Below are 19,761 nucleotides of genomic sequence, written 5' to 3' on the forward strand. Positions count from 1 at the left end.
GCCTCGGCCGCCGTCAAGCGCGTGTAGCACAACGGGGTGCGAAACGTCGGATCTTGTTGGGACTGTGAGTCCACCAACTTCCACAACAGCGCCGCCGCCTCCGGATGCTTGTCCTCCCACAACGGTTGGCCACAGCACAACTCCTGCGCCCCCAGGCATTCGATTTCTGTGCGCTGTTCATGCAGGCCCAGTTCGACCGTCCGGCGCCCCCAACCGAACACGCGTTCGGCTTGCCGAGCCCGACCAGCGCAGTATTTCAGCGTCATCTCGGCTTGAAACGCCCGACGCTTGGCCCCCGTTAGCTTGGAACTGGCCAGCTGTAAATCTTCGATGTGCGTGGCGGTCAACGCCGGCATGCTCGGTTCGGTCAGACTCGGCATCGGGAGTCCCTCATGTGTGTCAGATCAGCCGCCTACAGCTTAGCTCAACAGGTAAACTTTTATTCGGAAATCGCCTTATACTCCCAAGCACTGTTCCTGGCTCAATCAGGTCGAGATCTGGTTCGGTATTCTCACCCGTCGGTTGCTCAAGCGCGCGCGCTTCGCCTCCACTGATGAACTCAAGCAACGCCTCCTTGAGTTCATCGATTTCTTCAACCAGACCCTCGCCAAGCCGTTTCGCTGGACCTATATCGGCAAGCCGCTGATGGCATGAAATTGTCCAGTCAATTTAGGGTGCGAGGTACTAGGCCAGGGTACGCCAGTGCCTCATCGTTCGCTAGACCATCAAGGAAAATGAGGGACACTACCAAAATCCGCTCAGGACAAGAATGCGTGTCTGCACAGCGGTCAGTGGGGTCACGCTCTGCAAACCCGTGTTGTCCAGGGCGCCGATGATCAGGCAGATTTCTGTAAAGGTGGCGAGGACCATCTCGGTGTTCAGGCGAGCGTTGGCGCGCTTGGGGTTGCCCGGATAGAGGTGATTGAGCGTTTCGCCTTGAGCGCGCAAGGCTTCGCGGACCGTGAATTCGAAAAGGCACAAAGGCACCTCATAACCCGGTGCTCTCGATACGTTCCCGGTAGCGCGCGAATTGGTCACTGGTCAGGAGCCCCTGAATGGAAACGCCCCCCGTCCAGCCGTTGGGCTGGCTATAGATGCCATCGGCCCTGGGCATGATCACCAGATCGTTCAGGATGGCGTTGACCAGCCCGCGCGGACGAATGTAACCCTCGACCAGGGCCTCAACGTAATAATTCATGATTTGCCGATCGATCTCCCAAGACCAGCCGAAGAGATTCGTGAGCACCTGGTCCACGATCGACCCGGCCGTGTAGACGTCGAGTGGCCCAGCGCCCCAGCCCATCAAATTGCTTAGATAGTGCTGTAGCCCCTCACCCATGGGTTTCCAGGCGCTGCCGTTGTTGTCCCGCAGCACAGTACCCCACCTGCTCAGCTCGTCGGATGTAGCCGATCGCCCGAAGGTGCCGTAGAAGTAGGCGTTCACCTTGCGGTAGTAGTGCTCGGCCTGGTATTGGCCGCCACCCGTACCCGTGAGGTAAAGGCTGTTCGAGGCGGCCAGACCATTGTTGCTCTCGTTGCCCTCGGAGACGTCGCTGTTCTTGTCGGCATAGGCGCCCAGATAGTAGTTACCCGTGGTCAGGGTGTCGGGGAGTGGGAGATCCCCGTGACAGGTGAAGCTCGCCTCCGGCGCCAGCGACGAGACCTCACAGCCCCAGTAAAGATAGGTATCACTGGCGGTGATGGTGCGGTCGGTAGAGAGGTAATAGACGAACAGAAAGTCTCCCGCCGTGGTATAGCCCTGGTTCACAACCGTGGCCGAAGTTGCGATACGACCGCCGGCCATGCCCGTCGCCGGACTGCTGACGGTGCTGACGACCAGATCGGGTCCGCGGCTCACGACGGCCGTGAAGCCGGCCATGACGCTCTTGTGGGCGTTCATGGTGACCTGACAGCTTCCCGTACCACTGCATGCCCCGCCCCAACCGGTAAAGCTGTAGCCAAGGCTCGGTACGGCCGTCAGCGTGACGGTCTGGTTGCTGGTGAAGCTCGCCGAACAGGTCGAACCACAGTCAATCCCAGCGGGTGAGCTGATCACGGTGCCGCTGCCGGACTTGGAGACGCTCAGGGCGTGGCTACCTCCAACGCCCGTGATATAGATGGTATTCGAGGTGGCCAGAGCATTGTTGTTTTCGTTGCTCTCGGATACCTGGCCCTTCTTGTCGGCGTAGGCGCCCAGATAGTAGGTGCCCGTCGCCAGCGTCGCGGGTATTTCGACTTCTCCGGAACAATTGTGGCTCGCGCCGAGCGCCAGTAAGTCGACGTCGCAGCCCCAGTTGGTATCGATATCGCTGGTGGTGATGGTGCGGTCGGTCGAGAGGTAATAGCCGAGGCGGAAGGCTCCGGCCGCCACCGTACCCTGATTCCTGACCGTCGACGAGGCTGTGATACGGCTACCCGCCGTGCCGCTCGTCGGGCTACTGATGGCACTGACGATCAGATCGGGCTTCAAGGTTCCGCCGCCGCCACCGCAGTCGATGGTGCTGGTGAGCCGCCGGACGGCGGCGGCGACATCGATACGCGGCTTGGTGATGCCGTTGCGCGAGTCGGTCACGGATTGACCGCTGTTCTGGAGTGCCGAAAGGATGTCGCTGGACGTGGCGGGTGAGCAGGCGCTCTTGAGCGCCGCAGCGGCGCCGGCGACATGAGGCGACGCCTGAGATGTGCCGCCCTGCTGCAGGCCGGCGGCATCGATGAGCGCGCCTGGAGCAAGAAGGCTCAGAAAACTGGCCGAATTGGAAAAACAGGTGACCTTGTCGGCGGCCGTGAAACTGTCGGTACAACTACGCCAGGAGATCGAACCGACATTGGAATCGTAGACGGCCCCCACGGAGACGGCCCCCGGAACACAGGCCGGACTCGTGATTCCATTCGTGTAACTCTCATTGCCCGAGGCCACGGCGATGAAGATGCCGGCCGAACGCAGGCTGGAAAAAGCCGTGTCATAGCTCCCGCCCCCGCAGGAACCGGTATAGCGCTGTCCGTCACCCAGACTGAGATTGACGGCGACGATATTGTAGGTACTGCGGTTGGCGACCGACCAGTTGAGCGCCGCGATGATGTCGCTATCCGAGGCACGCCCATCCGCCCTGAAGACATCCAGCGCCGCGATCCTCGCCTGGGGCGCCACGCCCAGCACGATGCCGGCGACATTGGTGCCATGTCCATCGTCGTCCCGACTGCCGTCGTCGGCCGGGAAGTCCCGGGCATAGACCACCTTGCAGGAACCGCCCGGCGTGCTGCAGGAGCCGAAGGCGGACCGGCTGTAGTCCACGCCGGTATCGAGCACCGCCACCGTGGTGCCACTGCCGGTGGCACCCAGTCCATAGGCGGCGGGCTGATCGATCAGCGGCAGACTCTGGTTGAGCTGGAGAGACTTGAAGCCGACTTCGTGCACGGACTTGACGCGGGGATCGTGGCGCAGAGCCTCGATGGCCTCGAGCGAACGGACCCGCAGCACATTCATGGGCATGTGGCTGTAGTCCTGGACCTCTTCGACATCGAAGACCTGCATCTCATGGAGGACATCCGCTTTGTTGAGACGCTGGCCACGACGAATCGTCGTGGCGTCGGCGTTGGCCGGCAGGTTCGGCGAGACGTATTCGACGATCAGCTCGATGTCGCGACCGGCACGCAGTCGCTCCAGTGTCGCTGGATGCAGACCCACGCCGGGCGCCGTGAAGGTGTCGACCCGACCGGGTTCCTTGATCGGGCGCTGGTCCGGCCATGAGGGCTCGTCCCAATCCCTGTCCTGATCGCTCGCTCCGCCCTCCCAAGTGCCCGGTGGCTCCACGAACGGCGATTCCTGATTGGTGGTACTGACGAATGTTCCGGTCGCCGGCACGACCAACGGCCAACCGAGGACGAGTAGCAGCACGACGCCCCAATACCATGGACGCCGGCAGGATCGCGTTAGAAATGCGAAATTGGAGATATTCAAAAGACTGACTCTTTTCCGTTGACGCCTGCACGACACGCCAGTGCCGGATGAGGCTCCGGAGCCTGGAGAGCCCGTGCGGGCGGAACACGGAAGCTGGACGAGCGATGCGTCCAACTCCATGAATCAGTCTAGATCATAATCCCGCTTGAGCCTGAGGATCCGGTCACAAGCGCTCTGGTGCCACTCCAGAAGCAGCACGAGGGCGAAGACCAGTCGCTCGCTCGGAAATCCGCGCGTTCGCTCGTCGTCGAGCCTCTGGACGAGCGTCGCTCTGCACAGCCCCGGCAGTTCGCGGCCATCGAGATAGCTCGACAGACTGGGATACGGGTCGAACCATTGACCCAGCCACTGGCGCATGGGCAGCACGAACCCCTGCTTGCGGCGTTCGAGGATCTCGGGCGGCAGCCAGCGACGCGCGACGCGGCGTAGCGCGACCTTGCTCTCGGCGCCGGTCTGGCGCCGGCGGGCGGGCAGATGGAGCGCCGCGTCGACGAGCGCCGGGGCGAGGAAGGGCGCCCGACCTTCAAGACTATGGGCCATGGACATGCGGTCGAACTTGACCAGCAGGTCGTCCGGCAGCCAGGTCGCCAGATCGGCGGCGGTTGCACGCTGGAGCGGATCCCGGGCCGTTTCCAGCCAGACCAGGAACTCTGACTCCCAATCGTCCAGGGCCTGATCCCGGAACTCGGGTTCCAGGAGTGCCCGACGTCCCGCCATGTCGGTCAGCAGCGGAAATCCGGACGGCGTAGCCGGATAGGGATTGCGGACGAGCCGCTCCGGATCCGAGCGCTGGGTGCGGCGCGACAGGAGACGGCGCAGGGTTCCACCGAACCCAGGTTCGGGAGCGAAGGGTTGGTAGTAACCATAGCCGGCGAAGATCTCATCGGCGCCCTCGCCCGCCAGCACCACGCTGACATGACCGGCCGCCTCGCGGCAGAGCCAGTAGAGCGGCAGCAGAGCCTGATCGCCGACGGGTTCGTCGAGCGCACACGCGACCTGGGGCAGTAGCTCGATGAAGTCGTCGCCGCGAAACTCGAAGTGATGGTGTCTGGAGCCGACATGCTCGGCCACCGCATGTGCAAAGGGACTCTCGTCGTGCCGGGCGCTGGTGAAGCCCATCGAGAAGGTGTCGATGGCCGGCTTGGCGCGTGCGGCGACGGCGGCGACGATCGAGCTGTCGAGTCCACCCGAGAGGAAGACACCGACCGGGACGTCAGCGACCAGACGGCTGGTCACGGCCTGTTCAATGAATTCAGCCAGGGCCTCGTCCGTGACGCTGTGCGACGGTCCGAGCGGCTGGACGAAATAACGTCGACGTTCGAGGATGGCCGGAGCGTCGAGCCGGATGCGCAACAGCTCACCGGGCAGAACGCGCTCGATGGCACTGAAGATCGTTCGCCGGCCAGGCGTGAAATGCAGGGCCAGATAGCGCTCCAGCGCCAGCGGATCCAGGGTCTGATCCTGTCCGGGCAGGGCGGCCAGTGTGAGCAGGTCGGAACTGTAGGCGAAGACGGCGCCGATCTGAGTGAAGAAGAGCGGTTTCTCGCCGAAGCGGTCGCGCGCCAGGATCAGCTCGCGCCGATCGCGGTCGAGGATCGCGATGGCATACATGCCGTCGAGACGTGCGAGCAGTCCGTCGAGTCCCCAGTGCGCATAGCCATGCGCCAGCACCTCGGTGTCGCTGGCCGTCTCGAAGTGCGCACCCATGGCCTGGAGTTCGCGCCTGAGTTCGCGATGATTGTAGATCTCACCATTCTGGAAACAGACCACCTGTCCGTCTCGGGCCTTGAGCGGCTGCCAGCCATGCTCGAGATCGATGATGGAGAGCCGGCGCATGCCGAGGGCGATGCCTGGTTCGAGATGACGCCCCTCGCCATGCGGCCCGCGTGGACGCATGTAGGTGCCGATGACGTCGAGGAGGCGCCCGGCGCGGGTGTCTGGATAGCCGATCAGGCCGTAGATACCGCACATTTCAACCTCTTTTAAATTCGGAAAAATGCAGAACGCCCCTATCACAGCGGCTTACTACTTTTCTGACAGCTCAGCGGCTTCTACGAACAAACGCGCATAAGCGGCGACCATTTCGTCGAACTGGGTCAGCGAGCGCAGCACCAGAGGCGCATTGCGCCGGTAACGCGCCAGACGTTCGGGTTCGTGCATCAGCGCCTGGAGACGCTCGGCCAGGACGCTCGGCTGTCCGGCCGGATAGAAATCAGCGTTGATGCCCTCGCGCACCTGTTCGACGACACCATAGGTCGGGGCCGAGATGATCGGCAGCTCGAAGGCCATGGCTTCGAGGATGACACGCGGGTAGCTCTCGATGCGTGAGGTACAGACGAAACAATCGGCAGCGGCATAATAGACTGCGGGCTGGCCGACCTCAGAGACGATATGGATGCGCTCGCGCAACGCTGGCGCCAGCGCCTCACGGGCGCGATGCAGTCTGAGACTGTAGTCGCTCGGCCGGTCGCCGACGATGAACACCCGCAACCGTGATCCGGATTCGGGTGGCAGATGGGCGCAGGCCTGGACCAGATCGAGCTGGCCCTTGCGCTCGCAGACCGTGCCAAGCAGCAGAACAACGAAGTCCTGGTCGGAAACCTCAAGCTGACGACGCGCCTCCTGTCTTGATCCCTCCTGGAGAACACCCTGGAAGCGCGTCATGTTGAGTCCGTTGTGGATCACCGAGAAGTTGTTGCGGCTGTTGAGCGGCTCGAATTGGTGTCGCGTGGTCTCGGCGACGAAGATGATCCGATAGGGATCAGTGAAGCATTCGAGCGCCTTGACGGCGATCGGCGGCGCGAGGAAATCGAAATAGGTCTGCCAGGGTTCGCTTTCGCGCACGTTCCAGAGGCAGGGCTTGCCCAGACGCCGGGCGGCGGCGATGGCATAAAAGGTCTGGAGCGTGTTGGCATAGATGAGATCGACCCCAAGCGAGTCGGCCAGCTCGGCGAAGCGGTCGATGGCCGCTTCATAGGCCTGGAGATCGAAGACGCCCAGCAGCGGATGAGGTGCGACCCGGACCTGGATTCCAGCCTGCTCGTAGAGCGCGCGCAGCGGTCCCTCGTAAGGCGAGTAGACGATCGGATCCAGGATGCCCGCGTCCTTGAGTGCACATGTGAGTTCGTATTGACTGTAGGGCGCGCCCTCGTGGTTGAGCGTGAAGGCACACATGAGCGCACGGATTGGTCGACGTAACGACCCACGCGGCAGGCGGCGCGAGGCGATCTGGAAGCCCTCGTCATCGAACGACAGATGCGGGTTGTAATAGGGATCACGATAGTCGCGATAGCGGGCGCGAAAATTCAGCACCTCGGCGGGGTCGTCCAGACCCAGTCCGCGCGAGTAGCCTTCGTGATGATAGAGCTCGGCGCCGGGCGCATAGACGCAGCGATAGCCGGCGGCGATCAGCCGATAGCCATAATCCACGTCGTTGTAGGCCACGGCAAACTGTGACTCGTCGAAGCCGCCAAGCTGCTCGAAGAGCACGCGCGGCGTGAGTAGACAGGCTGCAGTCACAGCCGAGTAGTTGCGACCGACCATGGCATAGGAGAGATAGCCGTGATGCCAGCGCGGTTGCCCCTTGAAGGCTGGTCCCGCCAGGCCGTCATAGTAACCATGAACGACACCGGCATGCTGAAGCGTCTCGTTGGGAAAGAGCAGACGCGCGCCGACCGCCCCGACGCCTTCCAGACGGGCATAGCCTAGCATCTGACTGAGCCAGTAGGGCGCGATCACCTCGGTGTCGTCGTTGAGGAACAACACATAATCGCTCGTGACCTGGTGCACGGCGCGATTATTGATGGCTGCAAAGCTGAAGCCCTCAGGACCGTTCGGGATCGAAATCACGCGCTGGTCGAGTTCGGCGAGATAGCGCTGGGTCTCGGGGTCGTCGCTCGCGTTATCGATGATCAGGATCTGATAGTTGCGGTAGCTGGTACGCGCGAGTGAGTCTATACAACGCTTGAGGATGCGCCAGTTGTTGCGGCTGGGAATGAGGACGGCGACGCTGGGGCCATCGTCTGGAAAACGATGCCAGTAGATCCCCAAACCGCCACGCTTCGCCCAGAGCGGACGATAGGCCTCGGCCGTGACTCCGCGCCGACTGAAGGCCTCGTTGAGCGCGCGCTCGCCGGCATCGAAACTGGCCGGCTTGGCATTGCCGCTGGTGGCGGTGGAGCCGGGCAGCGCGCGCCAATGATAAAGGATGCGCGGGATGTGGCGCACCGCACGGGCCTGCTCGCTGGCGCGCAGCGCAAGATCATAGTCCTGAGCACCCTCGAACCCGACACGCAGTCCACCGAGTGAAGCGAAGAGTTCGCGACGGATGACGAAGAGGTGGCTGAAGTACATGTAGGAGAGCAGCAGCTCGGGACTCCAGTCCGGCTTGAACTGCGGATCGTAGCGCCGGCCCTCGACGTCGATCTTGTCGTCGTCTGAATAAAGCAGATCAGTGTCGGGCTGGTCGAGCAGCGCGAGCGCGACCTCCATGAGTGCCTCGGGCGCGAGCAGGTCGTCCTGATCGAGCAGACAGAGGTGCGAGCCGCTTGCCAGTTCGGTCGCGCTGTTGGTGCAGCGGCTGATGTGACCATTGGTGGGTCTCAGCACGACCCGGATGCGCGGATCGTCCGCCGCCAGCTCGAGCAGGCGCTCGCGCACCCAGGGCTGGGGGCTGGCGTCGTCGGCGATGCACAGCTCCCAATGCGGATAGATCTGGGTCCGCACCGAGTCGACAGCGGCTTCGAACAGCTCGCGCGGCGGGTCGTAGACGGGCATGACCACGGATAGCCGTGGCCAGTGTGAGTCGGCGTGCTCGGTGAACTCGCTCATCGCGCGCTGGTAGCCTGCCCGGTCGGCTTCGGTGAGCCGGTTGACCTGGATCCAGGCCAGATAGGGGTCGACAGTGGACGGAAGACTGAAACCGGCGGGCGGTGCGAGATCCTGAGCACTTGAACGCTGCTGAGCGTGCACATTGAGCGCGAGCCGGATCAGTTGCGGCAGTTCGGCTGGATGCGGAAGGCGCCGATGATTGCGGTACCAGGTCCGCGCAGCACTCAAGGCAAAACCGAGGAAACTCGCGACCCGGTGCAGATTCGGCATAAGCGAGGACTTGACGCCGAGATCAGGCAGGATGCGCAGGATTCGCATCGACTCGACTGATTCGGTGCGGCCATTGGTTAACGCAGCCGAGACGCGCAGTCGATAGCGGCCAGGCTTCAATCTGGCATTGGCGCAGAAGCCGCTATTCAAGCCATGTTCGATATGGGCGTGGACGTCGTGCACGTCCGGGCGTGCATGTCCATATTCACAGGGAAGCGTGCAGCCATCGACTTCGAGTTGAAGTGACTCGATTTCATACTGTGGATGCAGACACCAGCCGGACAGGCGTATGGAACCGGCAAAGCCGAGCCCATGACGCGGGGTTTCGAGGAAGAAGCGCAAGCGGGCCGGTATCGACTCAGACAGTGCAACGACCTGCTGGCGAGCGGACTCGAGCTCCTGATTTAAGTGCTGATGCGATTCTCTAGCCGCGGCGAGTTGCTCTACGAGGTCGTCAATAGTGTGTCGAGCTGTTTCGATCTCCTGACCGCGCTGTTCCAGTCCTACGCGCAGACGATCCGCATCGTGCTCAACCAGGGCGAGCAGGCGCGGCAGATCCTGGCTTCGATCCAGGGCGAGCTGACGCGCGATCTTCGGCAGATATTCGGACAGCCGGGCGAGTCCATCCGGCGCACACAACTCCCGATAGAGTTCGGTCACGAAGGCCGGCCTGTCATGATGGGCCTCAGGTATGCGAGCGTCGAGATCACCAGCGCGCGACAGGCTCGGATCGATCACAGCGCTCGACTTTAAGTCGACCTGGATGTCATCAATCCATCCTTGAGACCTGAGCCAGGCAATCAGGCGACCAGACTCCTGATCTGGAGCGGTGATGAGATCCTCATAGTGCACCAGAATAGATTTAGCTGGATCAATGGCGCCAAGCGCTTCGAACAGATGCAGACCCCACAGCCACAGTGACTTGAGTGGCGCGAAACCATCGCGACGCGCCAGCGAGTCGGCACAGGCAAGCGGATCGCGCACCATGACCAGATAGCCGACGCGATAGCCGGCCTCCTGAAGCAACGTCCGCCAGACCGGCAGCAGCTGGCACAGACGCGGATCCTTGATCGCAATCGCGTCGGCTGTACCAAACACCTGCGACACGAGCGTCTGAACATCGGGGCGTGCGCGCTCGATCAGCGCCCCGGTTGCAGGCAGATCGTGAAACAGGGTATGCCAGTGCGCAGCTCCGCTGGCCAGCAGTGCGTCATTCAGGCGGATGACAGCCTGCGACTCAAAGTAACCATGCGGATTCCAGGCATTGGCGGCGAGCAGATCCTGACCAAAGTCGAAGCCGTGTTCTTGCAGCAGCTCGGCAACGGCACTGGTGCCTGTGCGGTGCATACCAATCACAAATAGACAGGATTTCTTTTTTTCATTCGAGGGCGTCATCTTTTTCATCAAAGCGTCTGAATCGGTCATAGAACGTCCGCAAAGCCACCGCGTGTGAACTGAAACCACCAATGACCGAGCCAGAAAATGACGAGCGCAACACCGCAATAGAGTAGCCAGCCGGTGATATCAGGCAGCAGACCGAGCACGAGCAATTTACGACTCTCCTCGATCATGAACGAGAGTGGATTGAGCGTCATCCAGAATTGAAACACCGCTGGAAGTCGCGAAATCGGATAGAAAACAGGCGACAGAAACAGCAGAATTGTAGTCAAAACACCGATGGCTTGACCGACGTCTCTGACAAAGGTGCCGATGGAGGCCAGTATCAGAGACAACCCGGCGGTCAAGAGCACGAACGGCAAAACGACGATCGGCAGCAGAAGGGCCGTTGCGGGCAGTGAACCCTTGAGCAACAGTTGCACGAGCAGCAAGGCGATCACACTGATCAGCGCATGAAAGACGGCCGCCAGAACGATGATCCAGGGCAGAATTTCGAGTGGAAAGATGACCTTCTTGACGTAATTGGGATTGTGAAGAATGACGTTCGGTGCACGATTGAGGCATTCGGCAAAAAAGCCGTGAACGATCATACCAACGAAGAGCATGATCGCGAAATCGGCGCGCGACTCGTTCGGTAGTCCCCAACGTGATTCGAAGACATAGGAGAAGACGAAGGTATAAACCATCAGCATCAACAAGGGGTGCAGCAACGACCAGGCGATTCCCATGAACGAACCTCGATAACGCCCGAGCACTTCACGCTGGGTCATCTCGATGATCAGTTGACGATGCGTCACGAGCGGAGAGAAACAGGCTGACAGCGAGTTGAGCAGACGAACTAAGCTTGAGGTCATTCGTGAATGGCCTTGGTTGGATTTAAGACTGGCGCCGATACAACGCGCCGAGTTGACGGAGCGCGAGTCTGAAATAGCCGGGTTGATAAAAGCGTCTGCTCATCCTGTCGGCGAGCAGGCGCGCACCCTGCTGCACGAGCGCGGAGTGCGCACGACGCTCGGCGATGAAGGCTGGAAGCTCGCGATAGGCATCGCGATAGACGCGATACACGATGCTTGGATGCCCGGCTAGCAAATGGCGCCCGCTAGCCAATACATGTGCGAGCAGCAGCCAGCCGGCCTGGCGCAGCAGCAGGCGAGCGGAAAACCATTTGGTGTGCATCCAAATGACATTCCGCAGCCCATGATAGGCGATGAAGGGATTATACCCTTTCCCTGTGCTGCCCTGCCCTTGGTGCAGGGCTACCAGCTCATCGACATAGACCGGTCGATAGCCTTTGAGCGTGGCGCGCACGGCCAGGTCGGTATCCTCGCCGTAACAGAAGAATCTGGGGTCCAGCACATAGCCGAAGGACGTTTGCATGTCGCGAATAAAAGTGCGTTCGAGCAGGCAGCAGCCCCCGGTCGGCCCCAGAAAAGGCTCCTGGACATCGAGCCGGTTTGCGGGCATCAGACTGGCATGAAGCGCAATACCCAAAGTATCGACTTTGTGTGAATTCTGTAGCTCATGCATACGTCCACCTAGCATGCCAGCCTCAGGTGAGGCGGCAAGCGCGCTAAGCAGCGCACGCATCAGTGGGGGCAAAGCAATGGTGTCGTTGTTCAGGAGCAGGATGGCACTGCACGACTCGTCTTCGAGCAGGAAATCAATGGCAAAATTACAGCCGGCGGCAAAGCCCAGATTGACGCTGGAAACACAGAGACGCAGTGAGGTGCGCTGAAGATGCTCAAGGGTGTCGGAGCCGATGATCGGCTCCTGATCCTCGGGCGCATTGTCCAGCACGACAATCCAGGATGGGGCCGGATCCAAAACACCCAACGACTCGATACAGCGCCGGGTCGACAGTGGTGTCCGATAATTGATGAGGACAACCCCCACACCGGAATCACTGCCACACGGCGCCTGCCAGACGAAATGTTCCTCAACCGCCGCCAGCGCTGAACCGAACGATCGACTCATTCCTCGCGGAAGGCCTGGGACACGCGGTCGGTGAGCGGGCGCACGAGATAGTCGAAAAAGGTCCGCTCGCCGGTCTTGATCATGGCCTCGACCGGCATGCCGGCCTGGAGCGTAAGGCCTTTGAGCTTGGCCTGGCCCTTGGGCGTGACCTCGATGCGGGCGAGATAATAGGGCAGGTTGGTTGCCTGATCGACGAGCCGATCGGCCGAGACCGTCAATACCCGCCCCTCGATGACCGGCGTGGTACGCGTGTTGAAAGCACTCATGCGCAGGTCGGCCTCCATGCCGGGCGAGACACGGTCGATGTCGATCGGCTGGACGCGGGCCTCGATGATGAGCGATTCGCCCTCGGGTACGATGTCGAGGATGTGATCGCCCGGGCGGATAACACCGCCGACCGTGTGCACACTGGAGCCGACCACGGCACCGGCGGCCGGCGAGCGCACGACCGTGCGTTCGAGCTGATTGCTGAGCGCGCGCATGCGCTCGCGCAGGTCGGCGAGATTGGTTTCGACATCACGCAATTCGGTGACGACCTCGCTGGTAAACTTGCGCTTGAGCTGGGCGATCTGGATCTCGGTCTCGCCGATCTGGATGCGCGCGGCGGCGATGTCGGACTTGTGCTGGGCGCGCTCGCCTTCCAGCTCGGCGGCCAGGCGCTCGTATTCACGCAAGGTACGCTTATCGCCGAGTCCCTTGTCAAAGAGCGTGTGCAGACCGTCGATTTCTTCCTGGTAGAGACCAATACGCTTGGTTTTGGTCAGAATCAGTGCTTCGAGGCCGCGAATCTGCTCCTGGAGCTGGTCGCGACGCTGTTCGAGCACCTGCCGCTCGCCATTCAAAGATTTGCGGCGAGCCTGGAAGACGCGCTGCTCGCCGATGATGGCCTCGGCGATACGCGGGTCATCCTCGGCGGCGAGGAGTTCCTCGGCAAAGGCGATCTCGGCAAGATCGTCACGCTCGGCGATCAGGCGGGCTTCCTGGGCGCGTAGTGACAGGAACTGGCCGCGGGCGATCTCAAGCTGGGCGCTGGCCTCGGTGTCGTCGAGCCGCACCAGGACGTCGCCCTCGGCCACGCGATCGCCCTCGCGCACCAGGATCTCGCTGACGATGCCGCCTTCGAGATGACGCACGGTCTTGCGCGCCGATTCGACGGCGACCACGCCGGGAGCCACGGCGGCACCGTCGATGGGCGCGAGCAGTGCCCAGGCCGTGAAGCCGCCGAGTGCAATCAGCAGGATGAGCAGGCCGACGAGGCGCTCGGGCTTGTCGCTGGTTGGGATGGGAGCTGGCGCATCGCCGCTGCCGACCTGATTGGGAGTGACAGTAATATCCATTGATGTATCAACCAGCGGCCTGGGCGGCAGGGAGCGTGCCCGTGGTGGGACGCGGAACAGCGGTCGGACGGGCAAACTGGGCCAGTACCTGATCGCGCGGGCCGAACATCTCGACCTGGCCCTCGCGCATCACCAGAATCTTGTCGACCGAGCCGAGGATGCTGGGGCGATGAGTGATGATGACAACAGTCGTACCCTCGGCCTTGAGCTGGGCAATGGCTCTGACCAGCGCGGATTCGCCCTGGTCATCGAGATTGGAGTTGGGTTCGTCGAGCACGACCAGGACCGGATCGCCGTACATGGCGCGCGCCAGACCGATACGCTGGCGCTGGCCGCCCGAGAGCACGGCACCGGCATCGCCGATGGGCGTGTCATAGCCTTTGGGCAGGCGCAGGATCATTTCATGGACCTGGGCGCGCTGAGCGGCAGCCACGACGCGCTCGGGGTCGATCTCGCCGAAGCGGGCGATGTTCTCGCTCACCGTACCGTCGAAGAGTTCAATGTCCTGGGGCAGATAGCCGATATGGGGTCCGAGTTCGTCGCGGTTCCAATGATTGATATCGGCGCCGCTGAGACGCACCTTGCCGGCGGCCACGGGCCAGACACCGAGCAGGACGCGGGCGAGACTCGATTTACCGGCGGCGCTCGGTCCGATGACGCCGACGATTTCGCCGGGGGCGATCTCGAATTGCACGCCGCGCAGCACCGGCAGATTCGATCCGGGCGGGGCGGCCAGCACGCCTTCGAGCGTGATCCGGCCATCGGGCGCGGGCAGACTCATGTAACGCGGGCGTTCCGGGATGGAAAGCAGCAGATCGTGCAGACGCTTGTAGGCCGAACGCGCAGCAAGAAAGCCTTTCCAACCGCCGATGAGCTGGTCGATCGGTGCCAGGGCGCGTCCCATGATGATAGAGCCGGCGATCATGGTGCCGGCGGTGAACTGCTGCTGGATGACCAGATAGGCGCCCAGGCCCAGGATCAGCGACTGAAGCGTAATGCGCAGCACCTTACTGGCGTTGGACAGAAAGGCGGCACGGTCGCTGGCCAGGGCCTGGAGCCGGAGCACCTCGCGATGGCGCTCGAACCAGCGCTGGTGCACGCGCGGCAGCATCCCCATAGCCTCCAGGGCCTCGGCGTTGCGCAGGTTGCCGCTGAGATAACCGCGCGCGCCGATGGCCAGGCCATTGGCCTTGCCGAGCGGCTGACGTGTAATCAGTTCGTTGGCGAGCGCGAGCGCGAAGAGGATGATGGCACCGACGATGGCGAACCAGCCGAGCCAGGGGTGCATGAAAAAGAGCACGGCGATGTAGACCGGCATCCAGGGCACATCGAAGAAGGCAAAGAGTCCGTTTCCGGTCAGGAACTGACGCAGATTGGTGAGATCCTCGATCGGCTGGGCGCCGGCGCCGCGTCCGTCGCGCAGCTTGGCGTCGAACATGGCCCCGAACAGACGCGGATTGAGTTGCAGATCCAGACGCGCGCTGGTGCGCACCAGGATGCGCGAGCGCATGACTTCCAGCAGGCCCATGACCGCAAACAGTCCGATCACGAGGAGCGTCAACATGATCAGGGTCGACTCACTGCTGCTGGCCAGCACGCGGTCATAGACCTGGAGCATGTAGATGGCCGGCGTTAGCATCAACAGGTTAATGAAAAGACTGAAGAAGCCGGCAAAGAGAAAGGAATCGCGATTGGCCTTGAGGGCCGAACGCAATTCGTCGTCGGGGCGATGGTTGGGTTTCACGGGTGGCCTGCCGGTGTGATCAGTGGTCAGTACCAGGCGATGTGACGGGTTGGGCGGGGGCGGAGGGCCTAGCTTAAATCGTTGGAACCGCCCTCATCACGCGAACGTGTGCGTCTTTTGGTACCAGAGGAGGCCAGCGATTATAGCGCAGCGCGTGGTCGATATGCCAACGGCATACAGGAATTTCGGTCAAATCAACGGCTGTCCCAATCGAATTTCAGGACATCTTGATCCTCCAGTGAAAAGGGCGCCGATGCCTTGGAAGTGGTTCGACTGGTATTCGCTCTGAGATCGACCAAGCGACCCAGTAGGGTGATGTGCTGCATCGCGAGCAACTGGCAGTACGCCATGGGCAAAGCACCCGCACGGCGCAATTCAAGGAAGTGCTCATCGGACAACTGATTGAGCGCGGCCTCGTCGATTCTGGACAGTCCCTCAATCTGGCGTTCTTTCTCCCCCGTCTTGAGCTGGATCGGCCAGGGTTGGATCAGATCCAGTCGCGCCAGCGCGTCGCAGACCAGCGCGGTCTGTTCACGGTTGCGCTCGACCTGCTGCAGAAAGTCCAGTACCTGTTTCAGTCCCTCGGCCGGCTCGCCCGAATCGGCGAAGAAGGGTTCGCCCTGCCCCGCCTCGGTCAGCAGACCACTATCCTCGTCCATGCACAGCACCCTGTTTTCGCCCTCGGTCCTGGCCAACATGAAGGGATGGCCGCGCAGGGCTGATGGGATGTAGGCGCCCAACCAGCGGCCATCGGGTGCGACGAAGAGGTTGCTGGTCGGCTCGATGCCGAGGACGGCTACCGGGATGTAGCGCTCATCCTGCTGGACGAAGGCGATCGGCAGCGACATGGCGGCCTTGGGCAGTTCAGCGCCGACGAGCGGCACCAGCGCGGTGCGCGCGGCGAAGGCATAGGAGTCGAAGCGTTTCCAGCCTTTGTCAGCATGACGTTCACGGGAAATGGGCACGAAGTTTGGCATGGTGTCGATCGCTACTGTTGGGTTCGAGTTTTGAAGAATTGGCGCCTATCAGCGCATTCTCGCACCAGAGGCGTGAGGACGACGGCCATCGTTTAGGGTGGCGTCTTGGGTCGATGATGGGACATGATGACCGGGGTATTCTACGCGCAAATTTCAAGCAAAACAGCATGGTATGCACTCATGCCGCATGCCGCCTGACTGAACTGTTGGATGTGGACAGTTGGCGGGATCATAGCCGCCGAGGCACGGTCCCTCATCGCCGACGCGCCTGAGACTTGCCTGCTCTGGAGGCATTGAGCCGCGGCCCGGCGATCGGCGCGCGCCGCCCTTCAGGCACCCCGCCGGTCCCCGGCGGCTGAAAGCTCGGCACCAGATGGCGCTTGCCGTTGCCGATCAGATCGGCGCGGCCCAGGTCTTTCAGCGCCTGACGCAGCAGCGGCCAGTTTTCGGGATCGTGATAGCGCAGAAAGGCTTTCTGCAGCCGGCGCTGACGCATCCCGCGCACCACGGGTACCGACTCGCACTGGCGCGTCACCCGCTTCAGCGGATTGCGCCCGGTGTGATACATGGCGGTGGCGATCGCCAGCGGCGTGGGCAGGAACGACTGGACCTGATCGAGCCGCAATTTATGGCGCTTGAGCCAGACGGCCAGATTGAGCATGTCGACGTCGGTCGTCCCCGGATGGCCGGCGATGAAATAGGGGATCAGATACTGCTCTTTTCCGGCTTCGCGCGAATAGCGGTCGAAGAGTTCCTTGAAGCGGTCGAAGATGCCGATGCCGGGCTTCATCATCTTACTGAGCGGCCCGGACTCGGTGTGCTCGGGCGCGATCTTGAGATAGCCGCCGACATGGTGCGTGACCAGCTCGCGGATATAGGCCGGCGAGCGCATCGCCAGGTCGTAGCGCAGTCCCGAGGCGATGAGTACGCGCTTGATGCCGGGCACGGCGCGCGCCTTGCGATAGAGCTGGATCAGCGGGCCGTGATCGGTGTTGAGATTGCGGCAGATCTCGGGATAGACGCAGGAGAGCTTGCGACAGGCCGCCTCGATGTGCGGATCGCGACAACCCAGACGCCACATGTTGGCGGAAGGCCCCCCGAGATCCGAGATGGTGCCGGTGAAACCGGGCGCCCGGTCGCGGACCTCCTCGATCTCGCGCAGGATCGAGTCCTCGGAGCGGTTCTGGATGATGCGTCCCTCGTGCTCGGTGATCGAGCAGAAGGTACAGCCGCCGAAACAGCCGCGCAGGATGATCACCGAGTGACGGATCATCTCCCAGGCCGGCAGCCGCGCTTCGCCATAGCTCGAATGCGGGCGGCGGGTGAAGGGCAGCTCGTGCAGCCGGTCGAGTTCCGAGCTGGTGAGCGGGATCGGCGGCGGATTGAGCCAGACGGCGCGCTGGCCATGGGCCTGGACCAGCGCGCGCGCGTTGCCGGGATTGGTCTCCAGATGGAAGACGCGCGAGGCATGCGCATAGAGCACCGGGTCGTCGCGCACCTGCTCGAAGGACGGCAACCGGATCACGGTTTTATCACGCTCAGCGCGCGGCGTCGGCGCGACCACGGGCACGCCCTCGGCACGGTTCTCGCAGCGCGGATCATCTTCGTAGGGATCGTTGTGGACCTTGAGCGGTCCGGGGGTGTCGAGCTGGGTCGAGTCGAGCACCGTCCAGCCGTCTGGCCAGTCGCGACGCATGAAGGCGGTGCCGCGCAGATCGCGGATGGTCTCGATCGGCTCGCCGCGCGCCAGACGGTGCGACAGTTCCACCAGCGCCCGCTCGGCATTACCATAGATGAGCAGGTCCGCCTTGGCATCGACCAGCACCGAGCGACGCACCGTCTCCGACCAGTAATCGAAGTGCGCGATGCGGCGCAGACTGGCCTCGATCCCGCCAATGACGATCGGCACGCCCTTGTAGGCTTCGCGTGTGCGCTGTGCATAGACGGTCACCGAGCGATCCGGGCGACGTCCAGGGGCGGCATCCGGGGTATAGGCGTCGTCGGAGCGCGCGCGCCGGTCGGCGGTGTAGCGGTTGACCATGGAGTCCATGTTGCCGGCCGTGATGCCGAAGAACAGATTTGGCTGACCCAGACGCTGGAAATCAGCCGCCGAGGTCCAGTCCGGCTGCACGATGAGTCCGACCCGAAAGCCCTGTGCCTCCAGCAGACGCCCGATGATGGCCATGCCAAACGAGGGATGGTCGACATAGGCGTCACCCGTGACGATGACGATGTCGCAACTGTCCCAGCCGAGCAGATCCATCTCGGCGCGCGACATCGGCAGCTCGGGGGCGGTGCCGAATTTGTGGGCCCAGTGCCGGCGGTAGGAAAAGAGATCGGGGGCGGATTGCATCATGGTCGGGGCCGTCGAACGGAGATCGGAAGCGCATTGTAGCGCCAAGACAACGGCTGGACCCGTCGGGCGCAATCATCGAGAATGCGCCGTTCGGATGTTTCATTCAGCGCGTCGGACGATCCGGCCATCGTTGTAATCGAGGGTAATGACGTGGATTTGGCAACCCTATTGGGATTCATTGGCGCCATTGGCGTCATGATCGGCGCCGTTGTGCTCGGTGGTGATATCAGCACCTTCATCGACGTCCCATCGATCGTGATCGTCTTTGCCGGCACCACGTTCGTGGTGCTCTTTCGCACCACATTGAGCCAGTTCCTGGCCAGTTTCAAGGTCGCTATGGGCGCCTTCTTCGCTAAGCCCATCCCGCCGCAGTCGCTGATCGAAGAGGCCGTGGCCCTGGCCAACATCGCACGCCGCGAGGGCCTGCTGGCTCTTGAGGGTAAGGAAATCTCGCACCCCTTTCTCCAAACCGGGATCGGTTTGTGCATCGACGGTCATCCGCCCGAGGTCGTCCAGAAAGTGCTAAGCAAGGACATCAATCTAGCCATTCAGCGTCAAGAAGCCGGTTATGGCGTCTTCAAGGCCACGGGCGAGGTCGCGCCGGCCATGGGCATGATCGGGACGCTGATTGGTCTGGTGCAGATGCTGGCCAACATGTCAGACCCCAAGAGTATCGGTCCGGCCATGGCCGTGGCACTCCTGACCACGCTCTATGGCGCCTTTCTCGCCAACGCCGTGGCCATCCCGATCGCCGAGAAACTCAAGCTGCGCGCCAACGAGGAGAAGCTCAACAAGAGCCTGATTCTGGAATCGATCTCGGGCATTCAGGAAGGGCTGAATCCGCGCGTGCTCGAACAGTTGCTCATGACCTATCTTCCGGAAAACAAGCGTCAGAGCAGCGGTAAGGACTGATGATT

General features: G+C 62.2%; 12 protein-coding genes and 1 pseudogene. 2 read left to right on the forward strand and 11 right to left on the reverse strand.

Going from position 1 to position 19,761, the window contains the following annotated elements; all coding sequences use genetic code 11:
• Positions 1-380 (reverse strand): annotated as a pseudogene (locus GJ668_RS03710) (hypothetical protein); the annotation flags it as partial.
• Positions 381-441: 61 nt separating this feature from the next.
• On the opposite strand from GJ668_RS03710, the gene GJ668_RS21190 reads away from it, so the two are divergent.
• On the forward strand, positions 442-654 hold the full coding sequence (locus GJ668_RS21190; protein ID WP_425482474.1) for a transposase: 213 nt from the start codon (positions 442-444) through the stop codon (positions 652-654).
• A gap of 90 nt (positions 655-744) precedes the next feature.
• Here GJ668_RS21190 and GJ668_RS03720 read toward each other — a convergent pair whose 3' ends face one another.
• The 10 genes from GJ668_RS03720 to GJ668_RS03765 all read right to left on the reverse strand — a co-directional run bounded on the left by GJ668_RS03720 (position 745) and on the right by GJ668_RS03765 (position 18,841).
• The gene (locus GJ668_RS03720; RefSeq protein WP_155448781.1) at positions 745-981 is read right to left on the reverse strand and encodes a hypothetical protein; all 237 of its coding nucleotides are present in this window, start codon (positions 979-981) and stop codon (positions 745-747) included.
• A 7-nt stretch (positions 982-988) separates the two neighbouring features.
• A complete protein-coding gene (locus tag GJ668_RS03725) occupies positions 989-3,895 on the reverse strand; it encodes a CARDB domain-containing protein (protein ID WP_186342864.1) in 2,907 nt (968 codons plus the stop codon).
• Positions 3,896-4,081: 186 nt separating this feature from the next.
• Positions 4,082-5,929, reverse strand: a complete 1,848-nt coding sequence (asnB, locus tag GJ668_RS03730; RefSeq protein WP_155448783.1) for an asparagine synthase (glutamine-hydrolyzing) — start codon at positions 5,927-5,929, stop codon at positions 4,082-4,084.
• Between the two features lie 54 nt (positions 5,930-5,983).
• Positions 5,984-10,453 carry a glycosyltransferase gene (locus tag GJ668_RS03735; protein ID WP_186342865.1) on the reverse strand — a complete coding sequence of 1,490 codons (4,470 nt, stop codon included), beginning with the start codon at positions 10,451-10,453 and terminating at the stop codon, positions 5,984-5,986.
• A gap of 26 nt (positions 10,454-10,479) precedes the next feature.
• Positions 10,480-11,226 (reverse strand): ABC transporter permease, encoded by a 747-nt coding sequence (locus GJ668_RS03740; RefSeq protein ID WP_222930750.1) that lies wholly within the window; start codon positions 11,224-11,226, stop codon positions 10,480-10,482.
• A 106-nt stretch (positions 11,227-11,332) separates the two neighbouring features.
• Positions 11,333-12,430 carry a glycosyltransferase gene (locus tag GJ668_RS03745; protein WP_155448786.1) on the reverse strand — a complete coding sequence of 366 codons (1,098 nt, stop codon included), beginning with the start codon at positions 12,428-12,430 and terminating at the stop codon, positions 11,333-11,335.
• Complete coding sequence (locus GJ668_RS03750; RefSeq protein WP_155448787.1) at positions 12,427-13,767, reverse strand: HlyD family type I secretion periplasmic adaptor subunit; 1,341 nt, start codon at positions 13,765-13,767, stop codon at positions 12,427-12,429. The genes GJ668_RS03745 and GJ668_RS03750 overlap by 4 nt, the downstream gene beginning before the upstream one ends.
• Positions 13,768-13,774: 7 nt before the next feature.
• Positions 13,775-15,511, reverse strand: a complete 1,737-nt coding sequence (locus GJ668_RS03755; protein WP_186342866.1) for a type I secretion system permease/ATPase — start codon at positions 15,509-15,511, stop codon at positions 13,775-13,777.
• A 194-nt stretch (positions 15,512-15,705) separates the two neighbouring features.
• The gene (locus GJ668_RS03760) at positions 15,706-16,488 is read right to left on the reverse strand and encodes a SapC family protein (RefSeq protein WP_155448789.1); all 783 of its coding nucleotides are present in this window, start codon (positions 16,486-16,488) and stop codon (positions 15,706-15,708) included.
• 253 nt (positions 16,489-16,741) lie between these two features.
• Positions 16,742-18,841 (reverse strand): YgiQ family radical SAM protein, encoded by a 2,100-nt coding sequence (locus tag GJ668_RS03765; protein WP_155448892.1) that lies wholly within the window; start codon positions 18,839-18,841, stop codon positions 16,742-16,744.
• Positions 18,842-18,994: 153 nt separating this feature from the next.
• On the opposite strand from GJ668_RS03765, the gene pomA reads away from it, so the two are divergent.
• Complete coding sequence (gene pomA / locus GJ668_RS03770; RefSeq protein WP_186342867.1) at positions 18,995-19,756, forward strand: flagellar motor protein PomA; 762 nt, start codon at positions 18,995-18,997, stop codon at positions 19,754-19,756.
• Positions 19,757-19,761: the final 5 nt, after the last annotated feature.

Origin of the sequence: Allochromatium palmeri, from assembly GCF_009720725.1 — a bacterium.
Classification (GTDB): Bacteria; Pseudomonadota; Gammaproteobacteria; order Chromatiales; family Chromatiaceae; genus Thermochromatium; species Thermochromatium palmeri.